Annotated in this window: 19 protein-coding genes; 11 read left to right on the forward strand and 8 right to left on the reverse strand. The window is 72.6% G+C overall.

Translation table 11 applies throughout. From position 1 onward, the window contains the following. Nucleotides 1-27: 27 nt before the first annotated feature. Nucleotides 28-810 carry an ABC transporter permease gene (locus MQP27_RS31405; RefSeq protein ID WP_242770028.1) on the reverse strand — a complete coding sequence of 261 codons (783 nt, stop codon included), beginning with the start codon at nucleotides 808-810 and terminating at the stop codon, nucleotides 28-30. Next, nucleotides 807-1,772 (reverse strand): ATP-binding cassette domain-containing protein, encoded by a 966-nt coding sequence (locus tag MQP27_RS31410; protein ID WP_242770031.1) that lies wholly within the window; start codon nucleotides 1,770-1,772, stop codon nucleotides 807-809. Before MQP27_RS31410 ends, MQP27_RS31405 begins: the two co-directional genes overlap by 4 nt. Before the next feature lie 63 nt (nucleotides 1,773-1,835). On the opposite strand from MQP27_RS31410, the gene MQP27_RS31415 reads away from it, so the two are divergent. Further along, on the forward strand, nucleotides 1,836-2,555 hold the full coding sequence (locus tag MQP27_RS31415; protein WP_242770034.1) for a TetR/AcrR family transcriptional regulator: 720 nt from the start codon (nucleotides 1,836-1,838) through the stop codon (nucleotides 2,553-2,555). An 11-nt stretch (nucleotides 2,556-2,566) separates the two neighbouring features. Here MQP27_RS31415 and MQP27_RS31420 read toward each other — a convergent pair whose 3' ends face one another. Genes MQP27_RS31420 through hmgA form a run of 3 tightly spaced genes read right to left on the reverse strand, consistent with a single transcriptional unit; the run spans nucleotide 2,567 to nucleotide 5,858 of the window. Beyond that, nucleotides 2,567-3,730: a type ISP restriction/modification enzyme gene (locus MQP27_RS31420; protein ID WP_242770037.1), complete on the reverse strand. Its 1,164-nt coding sequence runs from the start codon at nucleotides 3,728-3,730 to the stop codon at nucleotides 2,567-2,569. Between the two features lie 26 nt (nucleotides 3,731-3,756). Beyond that, entirely contained in the window at nucleotides 3,757-4,506 is a 750-nt protein-coding gene (locus MQP27_RS31425; RefSeq protein WP_242770040.1) for a GntR family transcriptional regulator, read from the reverse strand. Nucleotides 4,507-4,532: 26 nt separating this feature from the next. Then, nucleotides 4,533-5,858 (reverse strand): homogentisate 1,2-dioxygenase, encoded by a 1,326-nt coding sequence (gene hmgA / locus MQP27_RS31430; RefSeq protein WP_242770045.1) that lies wholly within the window; start codon nucleotides 5,856-5,858, stop codon nucleotides 4,533-4,535. Between the two features lie 152 nt (nucleotides 5,859-6,010). Here hmgA and MQP27_RS31435 point away from each other — a divergent pair, with 152 nt between their 5' ends. From MQP27_RS31435 to MQP27_RS31480, 10 genes are all read left to right on the forward strand, one after another. Beyond that, nucleotides 6,011-6,652, forward strand: coding sequence for a hypothetical protein (locus tag MQP27_RS31435; protein ID WP_242770048.1), 642 nt, complete (start codon nucleotides 6,011-6,013; stop codon nucleotides 6,650-6,652). Further along, entirely contained in the window at nucleotides 6,649-7,269 is a 621-nt protein-coding gene (locus tag MQP27_RS31440; protein WP_242770051.1) for a TetR/AcrR family transcriptional regulator, read from the forward strand. Before MQP27_RS31435 ends, MQP27_RS31440 begins: the two co-directional genes overlap by 4 nt. A gap of 145 nt (nucleotides 7,270-7,414) precedes the next feature. After that, the gene (locus MQP27_RS31445; protein ID WP_242770054.1) at nucleotides 7,415-9,646 is read left to right on the forward strand and encodes a molybdopterin-dependent oxidoreductase; all 2,232 of its coding nucleotides are present in this window, start codon (nucleotides 7,415-7,417) and stop codon (nucleotides 9,644-9,646) included. A gap of 87 nt (nucleotides 9,647-9,733) precedes the next feature. Continuing rightward, entirely contained in the window at nucleotides 9,734-11,164 is a 1,431-nt protein-coding gene (locus tag MQP27_RS31450; RefSeq protein WP_372511360.1) for a CitMHS family transporter, read from the forward strand. Nucleotides 11,165-11,187: 23 nt separating this feature from the next. Continuing rightward, the gene (locus MQP27_RS31455) at nucleotides 11,188-12,411 is read left to right on the forward strand and encodes an MFS transporter (protein WP_242770060.1); all 1,224 of its coding nucleotides are present in this window, start codon (nucleotides 11,188-11,190) and stop codon (nucleotides 12,409-12,411) included. Between the two features lie 57 nt (nucleotides 12,412-12,468). Then, the gene (locus MQP27_RS31460; RefSeq protein WP_242770063.1) at nucleotides 12,469-13,095 is read left to right on the forward strand and encodes a hypothetical protein; all 627 of its coding nucleotides are present in this window, start codon (nucleotides 12,469-12,471) and stop codon (nucleotides 13,093-13,095) included. Next, nucleotides 13,082-13,864, forward strand: coding sequence for a class F sortase (locus MQP27_RS31465; RefSeq protein WP_242770066.1), 783 nt, complete (start codon nucleotides 13,082-13,084; stop codon nucleotides 13,862-13,864). The genes MQP27_RS31460 and MQP27_RS31465 overlap by 14 nt, the downstream gene beginning before the upstream one ends. 174 nt (nucleotides 13,865-14,038) lie before the next feature. After that, the gene (locus tag MQP27_RS31470) at nucleotides 14,039-15,376 is read left to right on the forward strand and encodes an ABC transporter ATP-binding protein (RefSeq protein ID WP_242770080.1); all 1,338 of its coding nucleotides are present in this window, start codon (nucleotides 14,039-14,041) and stop codon (nucleotides 15,374-15,376) included. Between the two features lie 109 nt (nucleotides 15,377-15,485). Then, complete coding sequence (locus MQP27_RS31475) at nucleotides 15,486-16,874, forward strand: aldehyde dehydrogenase family protein (protein ID WP_242770083.1); 1,389 nt, start codon at nucleotides 15,486-15,488, stop codon at nucleotides 16,872-16,874. A gap of 10 nt (nucleotides 16,875-16,884) precedes the next feature. Then, complete coding sequence (locus MQP27_RS31480; protein ID WP_242770086.1) at nucleotides 16,885-17,964, forward strand: Zn-dependent alcohol dehydrogenase; 1,080 nt, start codon at nucleotides 16,885-16,887, stop codon at nucleotides 17,962-17,964. Nucleotides 17,965-17,975: 11 nt separating this feature from the next. Here MQP27_RS31480 and MQP27_RS31485 read toward each other — a convergent pair whose 3' ends face one another. The 3 genes from MQP27_RS31485 to MQP27_RS31495 form a co-directional block, all read right to left on the reverse strand. Continuing rightward, the gene (locus tag MQP27_RS31485) at nucleotides 17,976-18,905 is read right to left on the reverse strand and encodes a DMT family transporter (RefSeq protein ID WP_242771253.1); all 930 of its coding nucleotides are present in this window, start codon (nucleotides 18,903-18,905) and stop codon (nucleotides 17,976-17,978) included. A 71-nt stretch (nucleotides 18,906-18,976) separates the two neighbouring features. Then, on the reverse strand, nucleotides 18,977-19,696 hold the full coding sequence (locus tag MQP27_RS31490; protein WP_372511361.1) for an ArsR/SmtB family transcription factor: 720 nt from the start codon (nucleotides 19,694-19,696) through the stop codon (nucleotides 18,977-18,979). Between the two features lie 35 nt (nucleotides 19,697-19,731). Beyond that, entirely contained in the window at nucleotides 19,732-20,373 is a 642-nt protein-coding gene (locus MQP27_RS31495) for a TetR/AcrR family transcriptional regulator (protein ID WP_242770103.1), read from the reverse strand. Between the last annotated feature and the right edge of the window lie 27 nt (nucleotides 20,374-20,400).

The following is a 20,400-nucleotide window of genomic DNA, read 5'->3' on the forward strand; positions in this document are numbered from 1 at the left end:
CGCTCGGTACCGAAGACACCCCTGGGGTCACCGCTCCCCGCGCGCGTACCGCCGCACCGCCAGCGGCATGAACACCGCGATCAGCGCCACGCTCCACACCAGCGACCCGGCCACCGGATGCGTCACCGGCCAGGCGCCGTCCGCCGGCACCGGAGCGTTCCCGAACAGGTCCCGCAGGGCCGTCGTCACCGCGCTGATCGGATTCCACTCGGCGAGGGTCCGCAGCCAGCCCGCGAGCCCGTCCGTCGGGATGTAGGCGTTGGACAGCAGCGGCAGCACGAAGGTCGAGGCGCCCAGCTGCCCGGCCGCGTCCTCGCTGCGGGTCAGCAGCCCGAGGAAGATCCCGATCGACGTGCACGCGAACCGGAACAGCAGCAACAGCCCCACCGCGCCAGCCACTTCGAGGGCGCTGCCATGGATCCGCCACCCCACCGCGAGCCCCACCAGCAGCAGCGGCACCGTCCCGATCGCCGTGACCACCAGATCGGCCACCCCCTGCCCGAGCGGCACGGCGGCCCGGCTCACCGGCATCGTGCGGAACCGGTCCATGACACCCCGGTGCGAGTCGGCCGCCGCCTGGAACATCCCGGTCATGATCCCGCCCGCGGCGGTCGCCACCAGCAGCCCCGGCACCAGGAACGAGCGGTACTCGCGGCCCGGCATCGCGAGGGCGCTGCCGAAGACGTAGCCGAAGAACAGCAGCATGTTGATCGGCATGACCTGGGTGAGGACCGCGAGCCCGGGGCTGTTGCGGACCCGCCGCAGCTGACGGCCCACCATCGCCATGCCGTCGTACGTCAACGTGCTCATACCGCGGGCTCCTTGTCGTCGGCATGCTCCGAAGAGCGGTCGGTCAGCCGGAGGAAGACGTCGTCCAGGGTCGGCGTGCGCAGGCTCGCGTCGAGCAACGGCACGCCCGCCGCGTCGAGTTCGCGCACCAGCCGCGGCAGGGTGAGCGTCGAGTCCCGGGTGACCGCGCCGACCGCGTGCCGCTCGTGGTCGAACGACGGCTGCGCGCCGGTGAGTTGACCGAGGACGCCAGCCGCCTTCGCCATCACGTCCGCATGGGCGACGACCACCTCGACGTAGGACCCGATCAGCGCCTTGAACTGGGCCGGTGACCCCGTGTGCGCCACCCGTCCCCGGTCCACCAGGGCTATGTCGTCGGCGAGTTGGTCGGCCTCCTCCAGGTACTGCGTGGTCAGCACCACCGTCGTCCCGTCGGCGGTGAGCTCACGCACCACCTCCCAGATCAGCGTGCGGCTGGCCGGGTCGAGTCCCGTCGTCGGCTCGTCCAGGAACAGCACCTCGGGACGGCGGATCAGGCTCGCCGCGAGGTCCAGCCTGCGGCGCATCCCGCCCGAGTACGTCGACGCCTGCCGGTCGGCGGCCTCGGCGAGGCCGAACCGGTCGAGGAGCTCGCCGGCCCGCTCACCGGGCGCCCGGACCCGGTGCAGCCGGGCGAACAGCCGCAGGTTCTCCCGGCCGGTCAGGTCGCCGTCGACCGACGCGTACTGCCCGGTGACACCGATGCTGCGCCGTACCGCCGCCGCCTCCCGCGCCAGATCGTGCCCCGCGATCCGCGCGGAGCCCGCGTCCGGCCGCAGCAGCGTGGTCAGCAGCCGCACCGCCGTGGTCTTGCCCGCCCCGTTCGGCCCGAGGACACCGCAGACGGTGCCCCGGGCGACCGCGAGATCCAGCCCGCGCACCGCGTGCACCTCACCGAACCTCTTCTCCAGACCCTCACTAAGTACAGCGTACGTAGTTGTCATGGGTCGACCATAGCGCACTACGTACGCTGTACGTAACTAGGATGGTGGCCGAGGTGATGATCGATGGCGGGCCGAGCGGCGGTACCCGAAGTGATCTGGGCGCGTCCCGAGCGGGCGGGCCGCGGGCCGAGGCCGGCGTACACCCGCGCCGACATCGCGGCGGCGGCGGTGAGACTCGCCGACGAGGGGGGCCTGGACGCGGTGTCGATGCGGCATGTCGCGGCCGAGCTGGGGTGCGGGACGATGTCCCTGTACAACTACGTCCCCCGTAAGGAGGACCTGTACGAGCTGATGGTGGACGCGGTCAGCGGCGAGCACGAGGAGTGGGAGCCGTCGGGGGACTGGCGGGCCGACATGCTGCGGGTGGCGCACCAGACGCGGACACTGATGCACCGGCACCCCTGGCTGCCGCGGCTGATGTCACCGGTGTACGGGTTCAGCCCGAACGCGCTGCGCTACCTGGAGCACTGCCTGGCCTGTCTGGACCCGCTCCAGGACATGAAGTACGGCATGAAGATGCAGCTGATCGGGCTGCTCAACGGTGTCGTGACGATGTACGTGTCCAACGAGCTGGCCACGGCCGAACGGACCCGCAATCTGCCGTGGTCGGAGGAGCAGGAGAACGCGGTGCGGATGGCCTATCTGGGCGGTCAGATCGCCGGCGGGGCGTATCCCAGGATGGCGGCGGCGTTCATGGAGGACCCGGGGCCGATCGACCTGGACGCGGTGTTCGACCTGGCGCTGGCACGGGTACTGGACGCCTTCGACCCCGCCAGGGCATAGGCCCTGGCGTCCTAGATCAGCGTGAACTGCCCCTCCGGGCCCTCCTCGTGGTGGTCCAGCACCGAGGCCGGCCTGCGTGCCGTCTCCGGGACGGGAAGCACGCCCGCCTTCGCCAGGTCGGTGGCCGTGACCGGCTCGGTGATCGTCAACTCCTCCTGCCGCGGGCGCACTTCCGCGAGCAGGGCGAGGACCGTGATCAGTTCGAGCAGCTCCGAGGTCCACGGCTGCGGCCAGGTCGTCGGGCGGATCGCCGCGAGCGTCCCCGGCTCGGCCTCCGCGGTCCGCGTCGTGAACCACTGCTCCAGGACCCGCACTCCGGCCGCCTCGAAGTCCCAGGCCTCCGGCGGCACCGGGGAGACGCGGCCCTCGTCCAGGAGCAGGGTCTCCTCGTCGCGGTCGTAGGCGATCGTGAGCGGGCGGGAGGGGAGGGGCGCGCGGACGTACGGGCGGCGGCCCCCGGGCAGCTTGGGGCGCTCGCCGTTGCGGCGCATCAGCCAGAGCACGCGGCGGCCCAACTCCACACCGCGCGACCAGAGTCCGGCGTCCTGGGTGAGCGGGACCGTCAGGTCGGGCCGTGCCGTCGCCAGGATCCAGGCCAGCATGTCCAGCGGCTCGACCGGGTGGCCCAGGCGGCTGCCGAGGTGCTCCAACAGGCCTGGGGCCAGGTTGGGTTCGGCGGCGCCGGGGCGGCGGTACAGCGGCCGGACGCGGCCGGGGCGGAGGAGGGGAAGGTGCGGCGTCGCGAGGAGGTGGGGTCCCGGCGGCTCCGACGCGGCCTCGACGACGAAGACCTGCTGTTCGTCCGCCACCCGCCACAACTCCGGCCGGGCCGAGTCGATCAGCCGGTGGTCCGGGATCAGCCACTGCTCGTCGAAGGGCGCGTGCAGGACCCGTACCGGCTCGGGGGCGGGGCCCGAGGCGCGCACGAGCTTCTCCGTGCCGCTCGACTGGCCCGGCAGCTGCCCGACCGCGGAGTGCAGGGTGCGCGAACGCGTCGGCTCGAACAGGGCCTCCCGGTCGGGGCCGTCGGCCTTCAGCAGGGCGTCCCAGCGGGCCTTCAGGGATGCCGCGTCGGGGCCCGTCGGCCACCCCCGGCCGAGCCGCGGCGGTGCGACGGACCACGGCATGAGGTCCGCCAGCGGCGGAGCGTCGTCGTGTTGCGTCACGCTGGGCATCGTACGACCTGGCACGGACAGTGACGTCATGTGGCGTCCAGGGTGACCGTGAACGAGAAGCGGTCACCGCGGTAGTGGATCACCGCCGCGTCCAGCACCCGTCCCGCCCCGTCGTAGGTCACACCCGTGTAGTGCAGGATCGGGCTGAGCAGCGGCACCTGGAGCAGCCGCGCCGTCTCCGGGTCGGCGAGCCGGGCCTCCACCGTGTCCGTGATCCGGCTGATGTCCGCCCGCACAACGTCCCGCAGCACCTTGGTCATCGGCCAGCGCACCAGGTCCGACGGGTCGATACGGGCGGCCACCTCGGGACGGACGTAGTTGCGCGCGTGGTTGGTCGGCTCGCCGGTCTTCTCGTCGCTGCGCAGCCGGTGGTACGTGGCCACCTCGCCGATCTCCGGGAAGTACTCGGCGAGTTCGGCCGGCACGGGCGCGTGGCCGTGGTCCAGCAGCTCGGTCCTCATGCCGGACTGCTGGGCCACGATCGCGTCCACCGAGCCGAGCAGGCGGACCGGGGTGCCCCGCCGGGCGTCGGGCTCGATGAAGGTGCCCCGGCGCCGGTGCCGGGTGATCAGGCCCTCGTCCTCCAGCTCCTTCAGCGCCTGCCGCATGGTCAGCACGCTCACCCCGTAGTGCCCCGCCAACTGCTCCTCGGTGGGCAGCCGCAGGGGGTCCTGGGGCGAGCGGCCGAGTATCGAGGCGCGCAGGGACTGCGAGACCTGGTACCAGAGCGGCAACTTGCGGTTCAGGACGATCGAGTCCGGGGCGAAGGAGGTCACGGGCTATCCGTACCGGTCGTGCGCGATCAGTGCAACGGGCGGAAGTGGCGCTCCAGGCCGCTCCACACGTCGTCGTAGTGCGGTTGCAGGTGCTCCGCCTGGGCCGCGTGCGCGGTGAGCGTGACCGGCCAGCGGGTCTCGAACATGAACGCCAGCCCGTCGTCGACCTTCTGCGGCTTCAGCTCGGCGGCGCTCGCCCGGTCGAAGGTCTCCCGGTCCGGACCGTGCGCCGACATCATGTTGTGCAGCGAGCCGCCGCCCGGCACGAAGCCCCCCTTCCCGGCCGTCTTCGCGTCGTAGGCGCCCTCGATCAGGCCCATGTACTCGCTCATCACGTTCCGGTGGAAGTACGGCGGCCGGAAGGTGTCCTCGCCGACCAGCCAGCGCGGCGCGAACACCACGAAGTCCACGCCGGCCAGGCCCGGGGTGTCCGACGGGGAGGTCAGGACCGTGAAGACGGACGGGTCCGGGTGGTCGTACGAGATGGAGCCGATCACATTGAAACGGCGCAGGTCGTAGACGTACGGCACATGGTTGCCGTGCCAGGCGACCACATCGAGCGGGGAGTGGTCGTAGGTGGCCGCCCAGAGGTTGCCGCAGAACTTGTTCACCACCTCGACCGGGCCCTCCACGTCCTCGAAGGCGGCCACCGGAGCCCGGAAGTCGCGGGCGTTGGCGAGCCCGTTCGCGCCGATGGGGCCCAGGTCGGGGAGCCGGAACGGCGCCCCGTAGTTCTCGCACACATAGCCGCGGGCAAAGTCGTCGAGCAGCTCCACACGGAAGCGCACCCCCCGCGGAACCAGCGCCACATGGCCCGGTTCCACATGCAGCCGGCCGAACTCCGTGTGCAGCAGCAGCCCGCCCCGCTCCGGGACGATCAGCAGCTCGCCGTCGGCGTCGCTGAAGACACGGTCCATCGAGGAGTTGGCGTGGTACAGGTGCACGGCCATGCCGGTGCGCTGCGTCGCGTCGCCGTTGCCGCCGAGGGTCCACAGGCCGGCCAGGAAGTCGGTGCCGTCGGCGGGGTCCGGGAGCGGGTCCCAGCGCAGGCGGTTGGGGTCGGGGACGGACTCGGTGAAGGGGGCCGTGCGGATCCAGCCGTTGTGGGTGTGCGTGAACGGCGGGTGGGCGGCGGACGGCCGGATGCGGTAGAGCCAGGAGCGGCGGTTGTGGGCGCGCGGCTCGGTGAACGCCGAGCCGCTCAGCTGCTCGGCGTACAGCCCGAGGGGGGCGCGCTGCGGCGAGTTGCGGCCCTCGGGCAGGGCACCGGGCACGGCCTCGGAGCTGTGCTCGTTGCCGAAGCCGGAGAGGTAGGCCAGCCCCTCGGCCGTCTTGCGCGTGTCCCCGCTCATGATCCGCTCCCTTGCGCATCGATTCCTATGTATCACCGTAGGATTGCGGTTTCGCCGGCGCAAGGGGTCATCCCGGCCTCCTCATCAGGGAGGACAAGAACAGGACTCCAGGGGGATTCGGGTTGTCGGACCGGTGTTCTACGCTCCCCGGCATGTCGTGGACGCGGGGACTGCTCACCGTGCTCGCGGCCTGTGTCCTGCTGCTGGCCGGATCCGCGGGCTGCGGGTCCGGTGACGCCCACGAGGGGAAGAACGGCGCGTCGACCTCCCCCGTGGGCAAGATCCTCGACGGCACCGACAAGGAGGGGCGGCATCTGCGCGAGGTGGACAAGAAGGGTGCGCCCGAGGTCGGCATCGAGGTGCGGCCCGACACCGACGACACCTGGGACGTACGGCTGACCGTGCACAACTTCCGCTTCTCGCCCGCCGGGACGAAGTCGCAGGCGGTGGCCGGCCGCGGCTTCGCCTACCTCTTCGTCGACGACCGCCTGGTCACCCGGCTGCGCGGCACCGCCTACCGCCTCCCGGCCCGGCTCGTCCCGCGCGGCACCCACCACGTCACGGCCCGGCTGTACGCCGACGACGGCACGGTGTGGGCCGTGAACGGCGAGCCGGTGGAGAGCACGGCCGACATCACCGCCTCGGAGCCGGACGGCACGGCGAGCGGCACCCCGGACGCCTCCGGTGCCGTGACTCCGAGTGACACCCTGGGCACGGCCGGGATGAGTGCATCGGGCATCAACCTCCGTACAGGGGGGCGAGGTTCACCGGAAGGCGTCGGAAAGGCATCATGAAACCCGTGCCCCACGCGACATCGCTACGCCGAGCGCCCGTGCAGCGGCGCAGCGCCGAACGGCTCACCCGGATCCTCGACGCCTGCGCCGACCTCCTCGACGAGGTCGGCTACGACGCCCTGTCCACCCGCGCCGTCGCCCTGCGCGCCGGCGTCCCCATCGGCTCGGTCTACCGCTTCTTCGGCAACAAGCGGCAGATGGCCGACGCCCTCGCCCAGCGCAACCTGGAGCGCTTCACGGACAACGTCACCGAGCGCCTCCAGAAGGCCACCGGTGAGGGCGACTGGCGCATCGCCATGGACGCCGTGCTCGACGAGTACCTCGCCATGAAGCGCACCGCCCCCGGCTTCTCCCTCGTCGACTTCGGCAACCAGATCCCGGTCGGCGCCCGCCACGCCGAACCCAACCACCGCGTCGCCGACCGCCTCACCGACCTGCTCTCCGGCTACCTCGACCGCGAGCCGGACGAGGACCTGCGCCGCACCTTCCTGATCGCCGTGGAAACCGCGGACACCCTGGTCCACCTGGCCTTCCGGATGGCCCCGGAGGGCGACGAGAAGATCATCGAGGAGGCGCGGGAGCTGTTGCGGGCTTATCTGGCGCGGGTGCTGGACTGAGCCCGCGGGCACGTCCGGTGCACGCGCAGGGCCGCCCGCTCGCGGGTTTCCGACCTCACCCCCGAGAGGGGCTCCCGCGCATGCATACCGGTCGGTATGCTCGCCCGTGTACGAGCGTCACCGTCGCCGCCCTCCGGGAGGACCCGTGTCCCGCACCGCCCTGCGAATCTGCCCCCTGTGCGAGGCCACCTGCGGGCTGACCCTCACCGTCGAGGGCACCCGGGTCACCGGCGCCCGCGGTGACCGCGACGACGTGTTCAGCAAGGGGTTCATCTGCCCCAAGGGCGCCTCCTTCGGTGCCGTCGATGGGGATCCCGACCGGCTGCGCACTCCGCTGGTGCGGCGGGACGGCGAGCTGCGCGAGGCCACCTGGGCTGAGGCCTTCGACGCGGTCGCGGACGGGGTGCGCGGCGTCGTCGAGCGGTACGGGGCGAACTCCGTCGGCGTCGTCCTCGGCAACCCGAACGTGCACACCGTGGCCGGCGGTCTCTACCCGCCCGTCCTGCTCGCCGGCCTCGGCACCCGCAGCGTCTTCACCGCCTCCACCGTCGACCAGATGCCCAAGCACGTCTCCAGCGGGCTGCTCTTCGGGGACGCCAACGCCATCCCCGTGCCGGACCTGGACCACACCGACCACCTGCTCCTGATCGGCGCCAACCCCCTGGAGTCCAACGGGAGTCTGTGCACCGCCCCCGACTTCCCCGGCAAGCTCAAGGCCCTCAAGGCCCGCGGCGGCACCCTCACCGTCATCGACCCGCGGCGCACCCGCACCGCCAGGCTCGCCGACCGCCACATCGCGATCCGCCCCGGTACCGACGCGCTGCTCCTCGCGGCGATGGCGTACACCCTCTTCGAGGAAGACCTGGTGGACCTGGGGGAGTTGGCGCCGCACGTCATGGGTGTCGAGGAACTCCGGGACGCCGTAAGGGACTTCAGCCCCGAGGCCGTCACCGCGGCCTGTGACGTCGACGCCCCGCTGATCCGCACCCTGGCCCGCGAGCTCGCCGCCGCGCCGACCGCCGCCGTGTACGGGCGCATCGGCAGCTGCACCGTCCCGTACGGCACCCTCGGCAGCTGGCTGGTCGACGTCCTCAACATCCTCACCGGCAACCTCGACCGCCCCGGCGGCGCCCTCTTCCCCCAGGCGGCCACCGACCGCACACCCCGCCCCGCCGGACCCAGCCACGGCTTCAGCCTCGGCCGCTGGCACTCCCGGGTCAGCCGACACCCCGAGGCGAAGGGCGAGTTGCCGCTGTCCGCGCTCGCCGAGGAGATCGACACCGCGACCGCGGAGGGCGAGCCGATCCGCGCCCTGATCGCGGTCGCCGCCAACCCCGTGCTGTCCGCGCCCGACGGCGACCGCCTCGACAAGGCCCTGGACGGCCTGGACTTCATGGTGAGCGTCGACCCGTACCTCAACGAGACCTCGCGCCACGCCGACGTCGTCCTGCCGCCGCCCCCGCCCTCGCAGAGCGCCCACCACGACTTCGCGTTCAACACCCTCGCCGTCCGCAACCAGGTCCGCTACACCCGCCCCGCCGTCCCGCTGGAGCCGGGCCGGATGGCCGAGACCGAGATCCTCGCCCGGCTGACCCTGGCCGCCACCGGCATGCACGGCGCCGACCCGTCGGCCGTCGACGACCTGGTCATCGGCCAGACCCTGGGCAAGGCGGTCAAGGAGCCGTGGTCCCCGGTGCACGGCCGCGACCCGAAGGAGCTCGCCGCGCAGCTCACCGGCGAGAACGGCCCCGAGCGCCGGATCGACATGATGCTCCGCCTCGGCCCCTACGGCGACGGCTTCGGCGTACGACCCGACGGGCTGAGCCTGGAGAAGCTGCTCGCGCACCCGCACGGCATCGACCTCGGGCCGCTGCGCTCCCGGCTGCCGCAGCTGCTGAAGACCCGCAGCGGCAAGGTCGAGCTGCTGCCGCGGCCGATCGCCGACGACCTGCCGAGGCTCCGGCGCTCGCTGGACGAACTGCCCGACGGGCTCGTCCTCGTCGGCCGCCGCCATCTGCGCTCCAACAACAGCTGGATGCACAACGTCCCCGCCCTCACCGGCGGCTCCAACCGCTGCACCCTGCACATCCACCCCGAGGACGCGGAGCGGCTGGGCGTGCGCACCGCGACCGAGGTGCGGGTGAAGGGCGCCGGGGGAGAGGTGGTCGTCAAGGCCGAGGTCACCGACGGCATCCGCCGGGGCGTGGTGAGCCTGCCGCACGGCTGGGGCCACGACCGGCCCGGCACCCGCCTCAGCCACGCCGCCACCGACCCCGGGGTCAACGTCAACCAGCTCCTCGACGGCAGCCTGCTGGACCCCCTGTCGGGCAACGCGGTCCTCAACGGAGTACCCATCGAGATCATGGCGCAGCTGTGACCTGCAGTTTTGCGCTTATTGCTCACGCGTCAACATCTTGTTAACGCCGTTTGAACGGACCTAACGTTCCTCGCACCGCCTGCCCCGGTGGAATGTTCAAGGGCGAACGTTAGGTATCCACTCATGCTGACCATCCTCGGCTTCGCCATGATCGCGACCTTCCTGGTCCTGATCATGCTGAAGAAGATGTCGCCGATCGCGGCGCTCGTGCTGATCCCGGCGCTGTTCTGCGTCTTCGTCGGCAAGGGCGCCCACCTCGGCGACTACGTCATCGACGGCGTCACCAGCCTCGCCCCCACCGCGGCGATGCTCATGTTCGCGATCGTCTACTTCGGTGTGATGATCGACGTCGGCCTCTTCGACCCGGTCGTCCGGGCCATCCTGAAGTTCTGCAAGGCCGACCCGCTCCGGATCGTCGTCGGCACCGCCCTGCTCGCCGCGATCGTCTCGCTCGACGGCGACGGCTCCACCACCTTCATGATCACCGTCTCGGCGATGTACCCGCTCTACAAGCGCCTGAAGATGAGCCTGGTCGTGATGACCGGTGTGGCCGCGATGGCCAACGGCGTGATGAACACGCTCCCCTGGGGCGGCCCGACCGCCCGCGCCGCCACCGCGCTGAAGCTCGACGCCGGCGACATCTTCGTCCCGATGATCCCGGCGCTCGCCGTGGGCCTGGTCTTCGTGATCGCCCTCTCGTACGTCCTCGGCCGCCGCGAGCGCAAGCGGCTCGGCGTGCTGACGCTGGACGAGGTGCTGATCGAGGAGAAGGAGACCGAGACCGTGCTGGTCGGCGCGGGCTCCGGCAAGTCCCCCGCGCGGACCGGGGGTTCGGGCGGCGGCGCCGACGCCGACATCCCCGAGGAGGACGAGGGCTTCCAGGGCCTCGCCCCCGACCGCCCCACCCTGCGCCCCAAGCTGTACTGGTTCAATGCGCTGCTCACGGGCGCCCTGCTGACCGCCATGATCATGGAGTGGCTGCCGATCCCGGTGCTGTTCCTGCTCGGCGCCGCGACCGCGCTCACCGTCAACTTCCCGCACATCCCCGACCAGAAGGCCCGCCTGGCCGCACACGCCGAGAACGTCCTGAACGTCTCCGGCATGGTCTTCGCCGCCGCCGTCTTCACCGGCGTCCTGCAGGGCACCGGCATGGTCGACCACATGGCCACGTGGCTGGTCGACAACATCCCGGACGGCATGGGCCCGCACATGGCCTTCGTCACCGGCGTCCTGAGCATCCCGCTCACGTACTTCATGTCGAACGACGGCTTCTACTTCGGCATCCTCCCGGTGCTCGCCGAGGCCGGCCAGGCCCACGGCGTCTCCTCCCTGGAGATCGCCCGCGCCTCCCTCGTCGGCCAGCCCCTGCACATGTCCAGCCCGCTCGTCCCGGCCGTCTACGTCCTGGTCGGCATGGCCAAGGTGGAGTTCGGCGACCACACCAGGTTCGTGGTCAAGTGGGCCGCCCTCACATCACTCGTGGTGCTCGGGGCAGGAATCCTCTTCGGCATCATCTGACCCGAACGACGGAGGACTCGATCATGGGGCCCGGTAGGAACCGCGGCTGGCTGCTCCGCCTCGTCATCGCCTTCGGCTTCGCGCAGGGGGCGGTGTCGATGGCCCGGCCCGCCGTCTCCTACCGGGCCCTCGCGCTGGGCGCCGACGAACGGGCGGTCGGCGTCATCGCGGGCGTCTACGCCCTGCTCCCGCTGTTCGTCGCCGTACCGCTCGGCCGCCGCACCGACCACGGCCGCTGCGCGCCCCTGCTGCCGGCCGGCGTGATCCTCATAGCCGGCGGCTGCGCGTTCAGCGGTCTCGCCAACTCCCTCTGGACGACGGCGATCTGGAGCGGAGTGATGGGCCTCGGCCACCTCTGCTTCGTGATCGGCTCCCAGTCCCTGGTCGCCCGCCAGTCCGCCCCGCACGAACAGGACCGAAACTTCGGCCACTTCACCATCGGCGCCTCGCTCGGCCAGCTGATCGGCCCGATCGCCGCGGGCGCGCTGATCGGCGGCCCGGACATGGCGGGCACGAGTGCGACGGCGCTGCTCGTGGCGGGTGCGGGGGCCGCGGTCGCGTTCACCTCGCTGTGGCGCATCGAGGACCGTACGGCCGTCAAGTCCCGTACCGCGCAAGGCGATCGCGTCCCGGTCGGCTCCATCCTGCGCGCCCGGGGCGTCCCCGCGGGCATGCTCATCAGCCTCTCGGTCCTGTCCGCCACCGACATCCTCACCGCCTACCTCCCGGTGGTCGGCGAGCACCGGGGCATCGCGCCGTCGGTGATCGGCGTGCTGCTCAGCGTGCGCGCGGGTGCGACGATCGCCTGCCGCCTGGTCCTGACTCCGCTGCTACGACTGCTCGGCCGGCCTCTGCTGCTGACGGTGACGTGCCTGCTGGCCGCCGTGCTGTGCGCCGGCATCGCGCTGCCGGTGCCGGTGTGGGTGCTCGGGCTGATGCTGGCGGTGCTCGGCTTCTGCCTCGGCGTCGGCCAGCCGCTGTCGATGACGACGGTCGTGCAGGCGGCACCGGACGGCGCCCGTTCCACCGCGCTCGCGCTACGGCTCACCGGCAACCGGCTCGGCCAGGTCGCCGCGCCGGCCGCGGCGGGCCTGGTCGCCGGGGTCGCGGGGGTGGCGGCGCCGTTCGTGATGCTCGGCGGACTGCTGTTGCTGTCGGCGGGGGTGGCGCTGCGGTCGCCTGCTCCAGAAGGGGGAAATCCGGCAGGGCCGAGGGCCACGCTTCCGCAATCCGTGCGCCGTATGTGAAAGAGAGTCAGACGAACTGCGATTTGTATGAAAATCGTCTGACTCGGAGGCGCCCGTATGTCCACCACACCCTCGTCACGCCGCGCCGGTGCGCGCGTCGCCGCCGCGGCGGCCCTGACCGTCGCGGGGAGCACGCTCCTCGTCTCGCCCGCGCTCGCGGCGCCGCCGCCCGGTGACAACGGAGACGTCAAGATCCACGAGGTGGGCACGCCGTTCACCGACCAGCGGAACGAGCCGAAGGTCTGCGACTTCTACCTCGCGGCCTTCAACTTCGACGGGACGTCCCCGGCCGAGCACGTCACCTGGAGCATCGACCCGCAGTCCAACGGGCCGGGCGCGGGCACCGGCCACCTCGAAGGCGAGATCACCGTCGCCGCCGATGGCTCGGCCCACAGCATGCCGCTCGGCCTGCCCAACGGGATGTACAAGCTGACCTGGAAGACGGACAAGGGGCACGGCGCGGGCAAGTTCAAGGTCTTCAAGGTCGACTGCCCGTCGCCCAAGCCGACCCCGAGCATGCCGGGCGGTCCCGGCGGCCCCAACGGAGGTCCGCCGGCCGGTGGTGGCGGGCTGGCCCGGGACACCGCGATCAGCCCGGTCGCCGGCGCCGCGGCGGTCGGCCTCGCCGCGGTCACCGGCGCGGTCTGGTTCCGCCTCCGCCGCCGCCCGCATGGCGCGTCGTAGACACAGGCGCAGGCCCTGGTACCGGACGCGCGCCTACCGCCTGACGCGGACGGTCGTGCTGACCGCAGCGCTGGTGACGGGCGCCGTCCGGTGCACCCAGGGCGAGGACCCGGCCGCCCCGGCCGGCACCGAGGCGGGCAGGGCCGCAAGCGCCGGCGTGGGCCAGGGCGGCGCTGACGACGCCGCCGCCGGTCGGGGGACGCCGTCCGGTGCCGCACCCGCTCCCGACGGCTCCCGGCGCGGCACCGGCACCCGCGCCGCCGACGCGCGCCCCGCCCACCCCCGTCGACAGCCGCCCCCGCCCAGCCCCCTGCCCCCCTCCCGCCCCACCCGCGTCCTCGTCCCGTACATCGGCGTCGACGCCCCCGTCATCGGCCTCGGTCTCGACCGCGACCACCGGCTCACCGCACCCCCGGAGGGCGACGCCCATCAGGTCGGCTGGTACGAGCGCGGGCCCTCGCCCGGTGCGCGCGGGACCGCGGTGTTCGTCGGGCACCTGGACACCGACAGCGGGCCCGCCGTCTTCGCCGGCCTGCACGAACTCGGCCCCGGTCACCTCGTCGAGGTGCGGCGCGCGGACGGACGTACCGCCGTCTACACCGTCGACGCCGTGCGGACGTACGAGAAGGCGCACTTCCCGAACCGGGAGGTGTACGGCGCCCGTTCGCGCCCCGAGCTGCGGCTGATCACCTGTGGCGGCGAGTACCACCCGCGCACCGGCTACGCGGGCAACACGGTCGTCTTCGCGCACCTCACCCGCACCAAGTGACCGCGCCCCACCCGCTGAAGGGGGTCGTCCGCTTTTTCACAGGGTGAACCGGAGCGCCCGGACTCTTCCCCCGGCCGCACACATTCCGTTAACTTCCGTGACCCGGACGCCCCTCAAGGGGCGTTCTCGACCGCGGAGCACCAGCGCCTGATTCGGCCCCCGGGGGCACTCCACATGACACGCGCCATCTCCCTGCACGACGTGAGCAAGGCCTACACGCGAGGCGTCCGCGTGGTGGACCGGCTGTCGCTGGACATCCGGCCCGGCGAGTTTCTCGTGCTGCTGGGACCGTCCGGCTGCGGGAAGTCGACCGTGCTCCGGATGATCGCCGGGCTGGAGGAGATCACCGAGGGCACACTGCTGCTCGACGGCGAGGAGGCGGGCGAACTCCTGCCGTCCGAGCGGAACATGGCGATGGTCTTCCAGAACTTCGCCCTCTACCCGAACATGACCGGCCGCGGCAACATGAGCTTCCCGCTGCGGGTGGAGAACCCGAACGAGGACCCGCGCCCCCGCGTCGACGCCACCGCCCGCATGCTCGGCATCGAGGACCTCCTGGACCGCTTCCCGAGCCAGCTCTCCGGCGGCGAACGCCAGCGCGTCGCCATGGGCCGGGCCATCGCCCGCCACCCCTCCGCCTTCCTCATGGACGAGCCGCTGTCCAACCTGGACGCCAAGCTCCGCAACCATCTGCGCGCCGAGATATCCGCTCTGACCCGGGAGTTGGGCGTCACCACGGTGTACGTCACCCACGACCAGGCCGAGGCCATGTCGCTCGGCGACCGGGTCGCCGTGCTGCGCGGCGGGGTCCTCCAGCAACTGGGCACCCCGCGCATGGTGTACGCCCTGCCCCGCAACGTCTTCGTCGCCGCCTTCATCGGCACCCCGCGCATCAACCTGCTGCGCGGCCTGGTCCGCGCCCCGCTGGACGGCGCGATGACCATCAGCCTCGGCAAGCAGTACCTGCGGCTGCCCGAACCCCTCTCCCTGGACCACCAGTTGCTCCGGGTCCAGCAGGGCCGCGAGGTGATCGTCGGCCTGCGCTCGGAGGCCGTCCGCATCGCCAAGCCCGCCTCCGCCCGGCCCGGGGAGGTCGCGCTCACCGGTCTGGTCGAGCACGTGGAGTTCCAGGGGCACGAGGTCCTGGTCCACTTCAACACCGGTTCCCAGCCCGCCGTCGTACCGGATCTGGAGGCCCCGCGGCCGGCTGCCCGGCCCTCGCGGCGCAGGCGCCGGGAAGGCGGCCCCACCGTCCTGGGCCGGCTGCGGGAGCGGGCCGGGGCGCTGCGGGCCGGGCCCGTGGTGGTCCTGGACGACCCGCAGGAGTCCGAACCCCCGTCCGTGGAGCCCCGCCTCCCCGGCGACCTGGTCGTCCGCACCACCCCCGACATCGACCTGCGCCGCGGCCTCCAGGTGCCGCTCCTCGTCGACATCGCCCACCTGTTCGTCTTCGACCAGCACGGCGAACGGATCTGCCCGTCCCCGGCGCGGCTGCCCGACCTGGACGAGTGAGACGCGTTCCGCACGGGGGGTGCCTGGCGGTGAAAAACTATCGCCGCTAGTTTGTGTGTCTGTCGGTAGGTTGTGACGCGCACGACGCACCCCGTCCCGGAGGAGCACCATGAAGGCACACGACGGCCACTACATCGACGGCGCCTGGCGTCCCGCCGCAGGTCAGGACGGGATCGACGTCGTGAACCCGGTGGACGAGCAGGTGATCGGCCGGGTCCCGGCCGGCACCGCCGAGGACGTCGACCAGGCCGTACGAGCCGCCCGTGCCGCCCTCCCGGCCTGGGCCGCCACCCCGCCCGCCGAGCGGGCCGCCCGGCTCGGCGCCCTGCGTGACGTCCTCGTCGCCCGCAAGGACGAGATCGCCGAGACGGTCACCGCCGAGCTCGGCTCGCCGCTGAAGTTCTCCGAGAACGTGCACGCGGCCGTGCCGATCGCGGTCGCGGGCTCGTACGCCGAACTGGCCGCGACGTATGCCTTCGAGGAGAAGGCCGGCAACTCCACCGTCTACCTGGAGCCGGTCGGCGTGGTCGGCGCGATCACGCCCTGGAACTACCCGCTGCACCAGATCGTCGCCAAGGTCGCCCCGGCGCTGGCGGCGGGCTGCACGGTGGTGCTGAAGCCCGCCGAGGACACCCCGCTGGTCGCGCAGCTCTTCGCCGAGGCGGTCCACGACGCGGGCGTCCCGGCCGGCGTCTTCAACCTGGTCACCGGCCTCGGACCGGTCGCCGGTCAGGCCCTCGCCGAGCACCCGGGCGTCGACCTGGTCTCCTTCACCGGCTCCACGGCGGTCGGCCGGCAGATCGGCAGGGCGGCGGGCGCGGCCGTGAAGCGGGTCGCCCTGGAGCTGGGCGGCAAGTCCGCCAACGTCATCCTGCCGAGCGCCGACCTGGCCAAGGCGGTCAACGTCGGCGTCGCCAACGTCATGTCCAACTCCGGCCAGACGTGCAGCGCCTGGACCCGGATGCTGGTCCACCGCGACCAGTACGAGGAGGCCGTCGCGCTGGCCGCCACGGCCGCCGCCAAGTACGGCGAGCGCATCGGCCCGGTGGTCAACGCCAAGCAGCGGGCGCGGGTGCGGAGTTACATCGAGAAGGGCGTCGCGGAGGGGGCCAGGCTGGTGGCCGGCGGGCCCGAATCCCCGCGCGAGCAGGGCTACTTCGTCGCGCCGACCGTCTTCGCGGACGTGACCCCGGAGATGACGATCGCCCAGGAGGAGATCTTCGGCCCGGTCCTGTCCGTCCTGCGCTACGAGGACGAGGAGGACGCCCTGCGCATCGCGAACGGCACGGTCTACGGCCTCGCGGGCGCCGTCTGGGCCGGCGACGAGGCGGAGGCGGTCGCCTTCGCGCGCCGCATGGACACCGGCCAGGTCGACATCAACGGCGGCCGCTTCAACCCCCTCGCCCCCTTCGGCGGTTACAAGCAGTCGGGCGTCGGCCGCGAGCTCGGCACGCACGGCCTCGCCGAGTACCTCCAGACCAAGTCCCTGCAGTTCTAGGAGAGTTCACGTGGTTCGCGCAGCCGTCCTTCCCGCCGTGGGCGCTCCCCTGGAGATCACGGACATCGAGCTTCCCGACCCGGGCCCCGGCCAGGTCCGGGTCCGGCTCGCCGCCGCCGGGGTGTGCCACTCCGACCTGTCCCTGTCCAACGGCACCATGCGGGTACCGGTCCCCGCGGTCCTCGGCCACGAGGGCGCGGGCACGGTCGTCTCCGTCGGCGAGGGCGTCACCGGCATCGCGCCCGGCGATCCCGTCGTCCTCAACTGGGCGCCGTCCTGCGGCACTTGCCACGCCTGTTCGCTGGGCGAGGTGTGGCTGTGCGCCAACGCGCTGAACGGCGCGGGCGACGTGTACGCCCGGACCGCGGCAGGCGTCGACCTGCACCCCGGCCTCAACGTGGCCGCGTTCGCCGAGGAGACGGTCGTCGCCGCCTCCTGCGTCCTGCCCCTGCCCGAGGGCGTCCCGCTCACCGACGCGGCCCTGCTGGGCTGCGCGGTCCTCACCGGCTACGGCGCCGTCCACCACTCGGCGCAGGTGCAGCCGGGGGAGACGGTCGCCGTGTACGGCGTCGGCGGCGTGGGCCTGGCGGCCCTCCAGGCGGCCCGGATCGCGGGCGCGTCGCGCATCGTCGCGGTCGACGTCTCGCCCCAGAAGGAGGAGCTGGCGCGGGGCGCGGGCGCCACGGACTACGTGGTGGCCTCGGAGAACACGGCCCGCGAGATCCGCGGCCTGACCGGGAAGCAGGGCGTCGACGTGGCCGTGGAGTGCGTGGGCCGCGCGGCCACCATCCGCACGGCCTGGGACTCCACCCGGCGCGGCGGCCGCACCACGGTGGTCGGCATCGGCGGCAAGGACCAGCAGGTCACCTTCAACGCCCTGGAGATCTTCCACTGGGGCAGAACCCTCGCGGGCTGCGTCTACGGCAACTCGGACCCGGCCAAGGACCTGCCGATCCTCGCCGACCACGTCAGGGAGGGCCGCCTGGACCTGGGCGCGCTGGTGACGGAGCGGATCGCCCTGGACGGCATCCCGGCGGCCTTCGAGAACATGCTGGCGGGGAAGGGCGGGCGGGCGCTGGTCACTTTCTGACCGGGCGCTGGTCACTTTCTGAGCGGCTCCGGGTCGCTCGGCGCCGCCTCCACCGCCGGTGCCCGGTCACGGGGTCGCGACCGCGACACCGCCACACCGGCGAGGCACAGCACGCCCCCGCCCAGCGTCATCAGCCCCGGCACCTCGCCCAGCGCCAGCCATGACATCAGGACGACCAGCGCGGGCACGGCGTACGTCGTCGCGCCCATGCGGCTGGCCGTCGTACGGGCCAGGGCGTACGCCCACGTGGTGAAGGCGAGCGCGGTCGGGAACACGCCAAGATAGACCATGTTGAGGGTCGCCGACACGGGCGCGTCGGCGGCCTCGCCCACCAGCTGCCCGGCGAACGGCAGACACCCGACGGCTCCGACCAGGCATCCGAAGGTCGTCACCTGCAGCGCGCTCGCCTTCCCGAGCGCCGGCTTCTGCGCGACGACCCCGCCGGCGTACCCGACCGCGGCGAGCAGACACAGCACGACACCCAGCACCGAGGACCCACCGCCCCCGGACATCGACAATCCGACGGCCACCGCCCCGGCGAACGACACGGCCATCCCCGCCAGCAGCCGCGGCGGCATCGGATCCCCGAGCAGCCGGGCGCCGAGCAGCGCGATGAGGATCGGCCCGATGTTCACGACCAGGGCGGCCGTACCGGCGTCGACCTGCTGCTCGCCCCAGTTCAGGACGACCATGTAGAAGCCGAACCACAGGGCCCCGGATATGACGATCCCCCGCCAGGCCGCCCGAGGCGGGAGCCCTTCCCGCCGTACGAGACAGATCACCCCCAGCGCCAGCGCCCCGGAGGACAACCGCCCGAGTGCGAGCGCCCCCGGCGAATAGGCGTCGCCCGCACTCCGGATCGACACGAAGGCGGAGGCCCACAGCACGACGGTCACGGCGGCGGCAGCGGGGGCCAGCAGGTGGGTGTGGCGGGCGTTCATCATGCTCCAGAGGCTAGGGGGCGGAACGGGAAGGAAGCTCGCGGATTTCGGACGGGGCACTTGAGGGGCGCTCACAGCGCCGCGGCCTCGACGCCGAGCAGGTCCCGAAGGGCTCGTACACCTGTCGGTGTCACCTTCACCGCCCGCCCCGACCCGATCCGCACACACCACCCGGCGTCCAGGGCATGCGCGCAGAGCGCCGCCCCCGCGACCCCCGCCAGATGCGGCCGCCGCTCTGTCCAGTCGAGGCACCCCCGGGCCAGCGGCCGCCGCCCCTTGCGCTCCAGCGGGATCCCCGCGCTCCCGAACCACCCCACCCCCGCCTCCGTCAGCGCGAACCCGGTGTCCTGCACCAACAGCCCGCGCAGGGTCATCGCGTCGGTCACCGCGATGCCGAGCTGCCCGGCGAGATGGTCGTAACAGGTCCGCCCCCGGGCCATCGCCGCCCCCGCACTCGCCTCCCGCAGCCCCCGCGGCCGTACGACGTCCCCCGGTTCCACCTGCGCGACGAGATCCTCGACGAGCTGGGCCACGCGCCCGTCCGCGAGCCGCACGTACCGGTGCCGGCCCTGCCGCTCCTCGGCCAGCAGGCCGCCCGCGACGAGCTTGCCGAGGTGCTCGCTCAGTGTCGACGCGGCGACCCCGGCGTGCCGCGCCAGTTCGCCGGCCGTCCACGCCCGCCCGTCCAGCAGCGCCAGCAGACACGCGGCGCGCGTCTCGTCCGCGATCAGCCCGGCGAGGCGGGCGAGCCCGGGTGCCTGGTTCTCCCTCGTGGTCATGGAGCCCAGCATGCGGTACGGACACTTCGGCGCCGGCCGAAGTGTCCCTACGTCGGCTGCCGCAGCTGCTCGTACTGCCCGGCCAGCCCGTCGAGCAGCGCGGTGAGACCCGTCTCGAAGGCCCGCTCGTCGATCTTCTCCTGCTGTTCGGCGAGGAGGTGGGCTTGGCCGAGGTGCGGGTAGTCGGCGGGGTCGTAGGCGGCGGCGTCGTCCACGAAGCCGCCCGCGAACGAGCCGAGCGCGGAGCCCATGACGAAGTACCGCATCAGCGCGCCGATCGAGGTCGCCTGCGCCGCCGGCCACCCCGCGCGGACCATCGCGCCGTACACCGCGTCCGCGAGCCGCAGCCCGGCCGGCCGCCGGCCGGGCCCCCGGGCGAGGACCGGGACGATGTTGGGGTGGTCGCGCAGGGCGGCCCGGTAGGAGACCGCCCAGTCGTGCAGCGCGGTCCGCCACGCGCGGCCGTCCTCGAACATCGACAGGTCGACCTGCGCGCTCACCGAGTCGGCGACGGCCTCCAGGATCTCGTCCTTGGTGCGGAAGTGGTTGTAGAGGGAGGGTCCGCTGACGCCGAGCTCGGCGGCGAGCCGACGCGTGGAGACGGCCGCGAGGCCCTCCGCGTCCACCAGCGCACGTGCCGTCTCGACGATCCGGTCGGTGCTGAGCAGGGGCTTGCGCGGTCGGGCCATGGCGCACATAGTAGGGCTGCGCGAACG

Origin of the sequence: Streptomyces cylindrosporus (assembly GCF_022698165.1) — a bacterium.
Lineage (GTDB): Bacteria > Actinomycetota > Actinomycetes > Streptomycetales > Streptomycetaceae > Streptomyces > Streptomyces cylindrosporus.

Excerpts from the sequence above, each read along its gene's own strand:
- MQP27_RS31405 (WP_242770028.1), bottom strand. The coding sequence starts at position 810 with ATGAGCACGTTGACGTACGACGGCATGGCGATGGTGGGCCGTCAGCTG.
- MQP27_RS31410 (WP_242770031.1), bottom strand. The coding sequence starts at position 1,772 with ATGACAACTACGTACGCTGTACTTAGTGAGGGTCTGGAGAAGAGGTTC.
- MQP27_RS31415 (WP_242770034.1), top strand. The coding sequence starts at position 1,836 with ATGGCGGGCCGAGCGGCGGTACCCGAAGTGATCTGGGCGCGTCCCGAG.
- MQP27_RS31420 (WP_242770037.1), bottom strand. The coding sequence starts at position 3,730 with ATGCCCAGCGTGACGCAACACGACGACGCTCCGCCGCTGGCGGACCTC.
- hmgA (WP_242770045.1), bottom strand. The coding sequence starts at position 5,858 with ATGAGCGGGGACACGCGCAAGACGGCCGAGGGGCTGGCCTACCTCTCC.
- MQP27_RS31435 (WP_242770048.1), top strand. The coding sequence starts at position 6,011 with ATGTCGTGGACGCGGGGACTGCTCACCGTGCTCGCGGCCTGTGTCCTG.
- MQP27_RS31440 (WP_242770051.1), top strand. The coding sequence starts at position 6,649 with ATGAAACCCGTGCCCCACGCGACATCGCTACGCCGAGCGCCCGTGCAG.
- MQP27_RS31455 (WP_242770060.1), top strand. The coding sequence starts at position 11,188 with ATGGGGCCCGGTAGGAACCGCGGCTGGCTGCTCCGCCTCGTCATCGCC.
- MQP27_RS31460 (WP_242770063.1), top strand. The coding sequence starts at position 12,469 with ATGTCCACCACACCCTCGTCACGCCGCGCCGGTGCGCGCGTCGCCGCC.
- MQP27_RS31465 (WP_242770066.1), top strand. The coding sequence starts at position 13,082 with ATGGCGCGTCGTAGACACAGGCGCAGGCCCTGGTACCGGACGCGCGCC.
- MQP27_RS31470 (WP_242770080.1), top strand. The coding sequence starts at position 14,039 with ATGACACGCGCCATCTCCCTGCACGACGTGAGCAAGGCCTACACGCGA.
- MQP27_RS31475 (WP_242770083.1), top strand. The coding sequence starts at position 15,486 with ATGAAGGCACACGACGGCCACTACATCGACGGCGCCTGGCGTCCCGCC.
- MQP27_RS31485 (WP_242771253.1), bottom strand. The coding sequence starts at position 18,905 with ATGAACGCCCGCCACACCCACCTGCTGGCCCCCGCTGCCGCCGCCGTG.
- MQP27_RS31490 (WP_372511361.1), bottom strand. The coding sequence starts at position 19,696 with ATGCTGGGCTCCATGACCACGAGGGAGAACCAGGCACCCGGGCTCGCC.
- MQP27_RS31495 (WP_242770103.1), bottom strand. The coding sequence starts at position 20,373 with ATGGCCCGACCGCGCAAGCCCCTGCTCAGCACCGACCGGATCGTCGAG.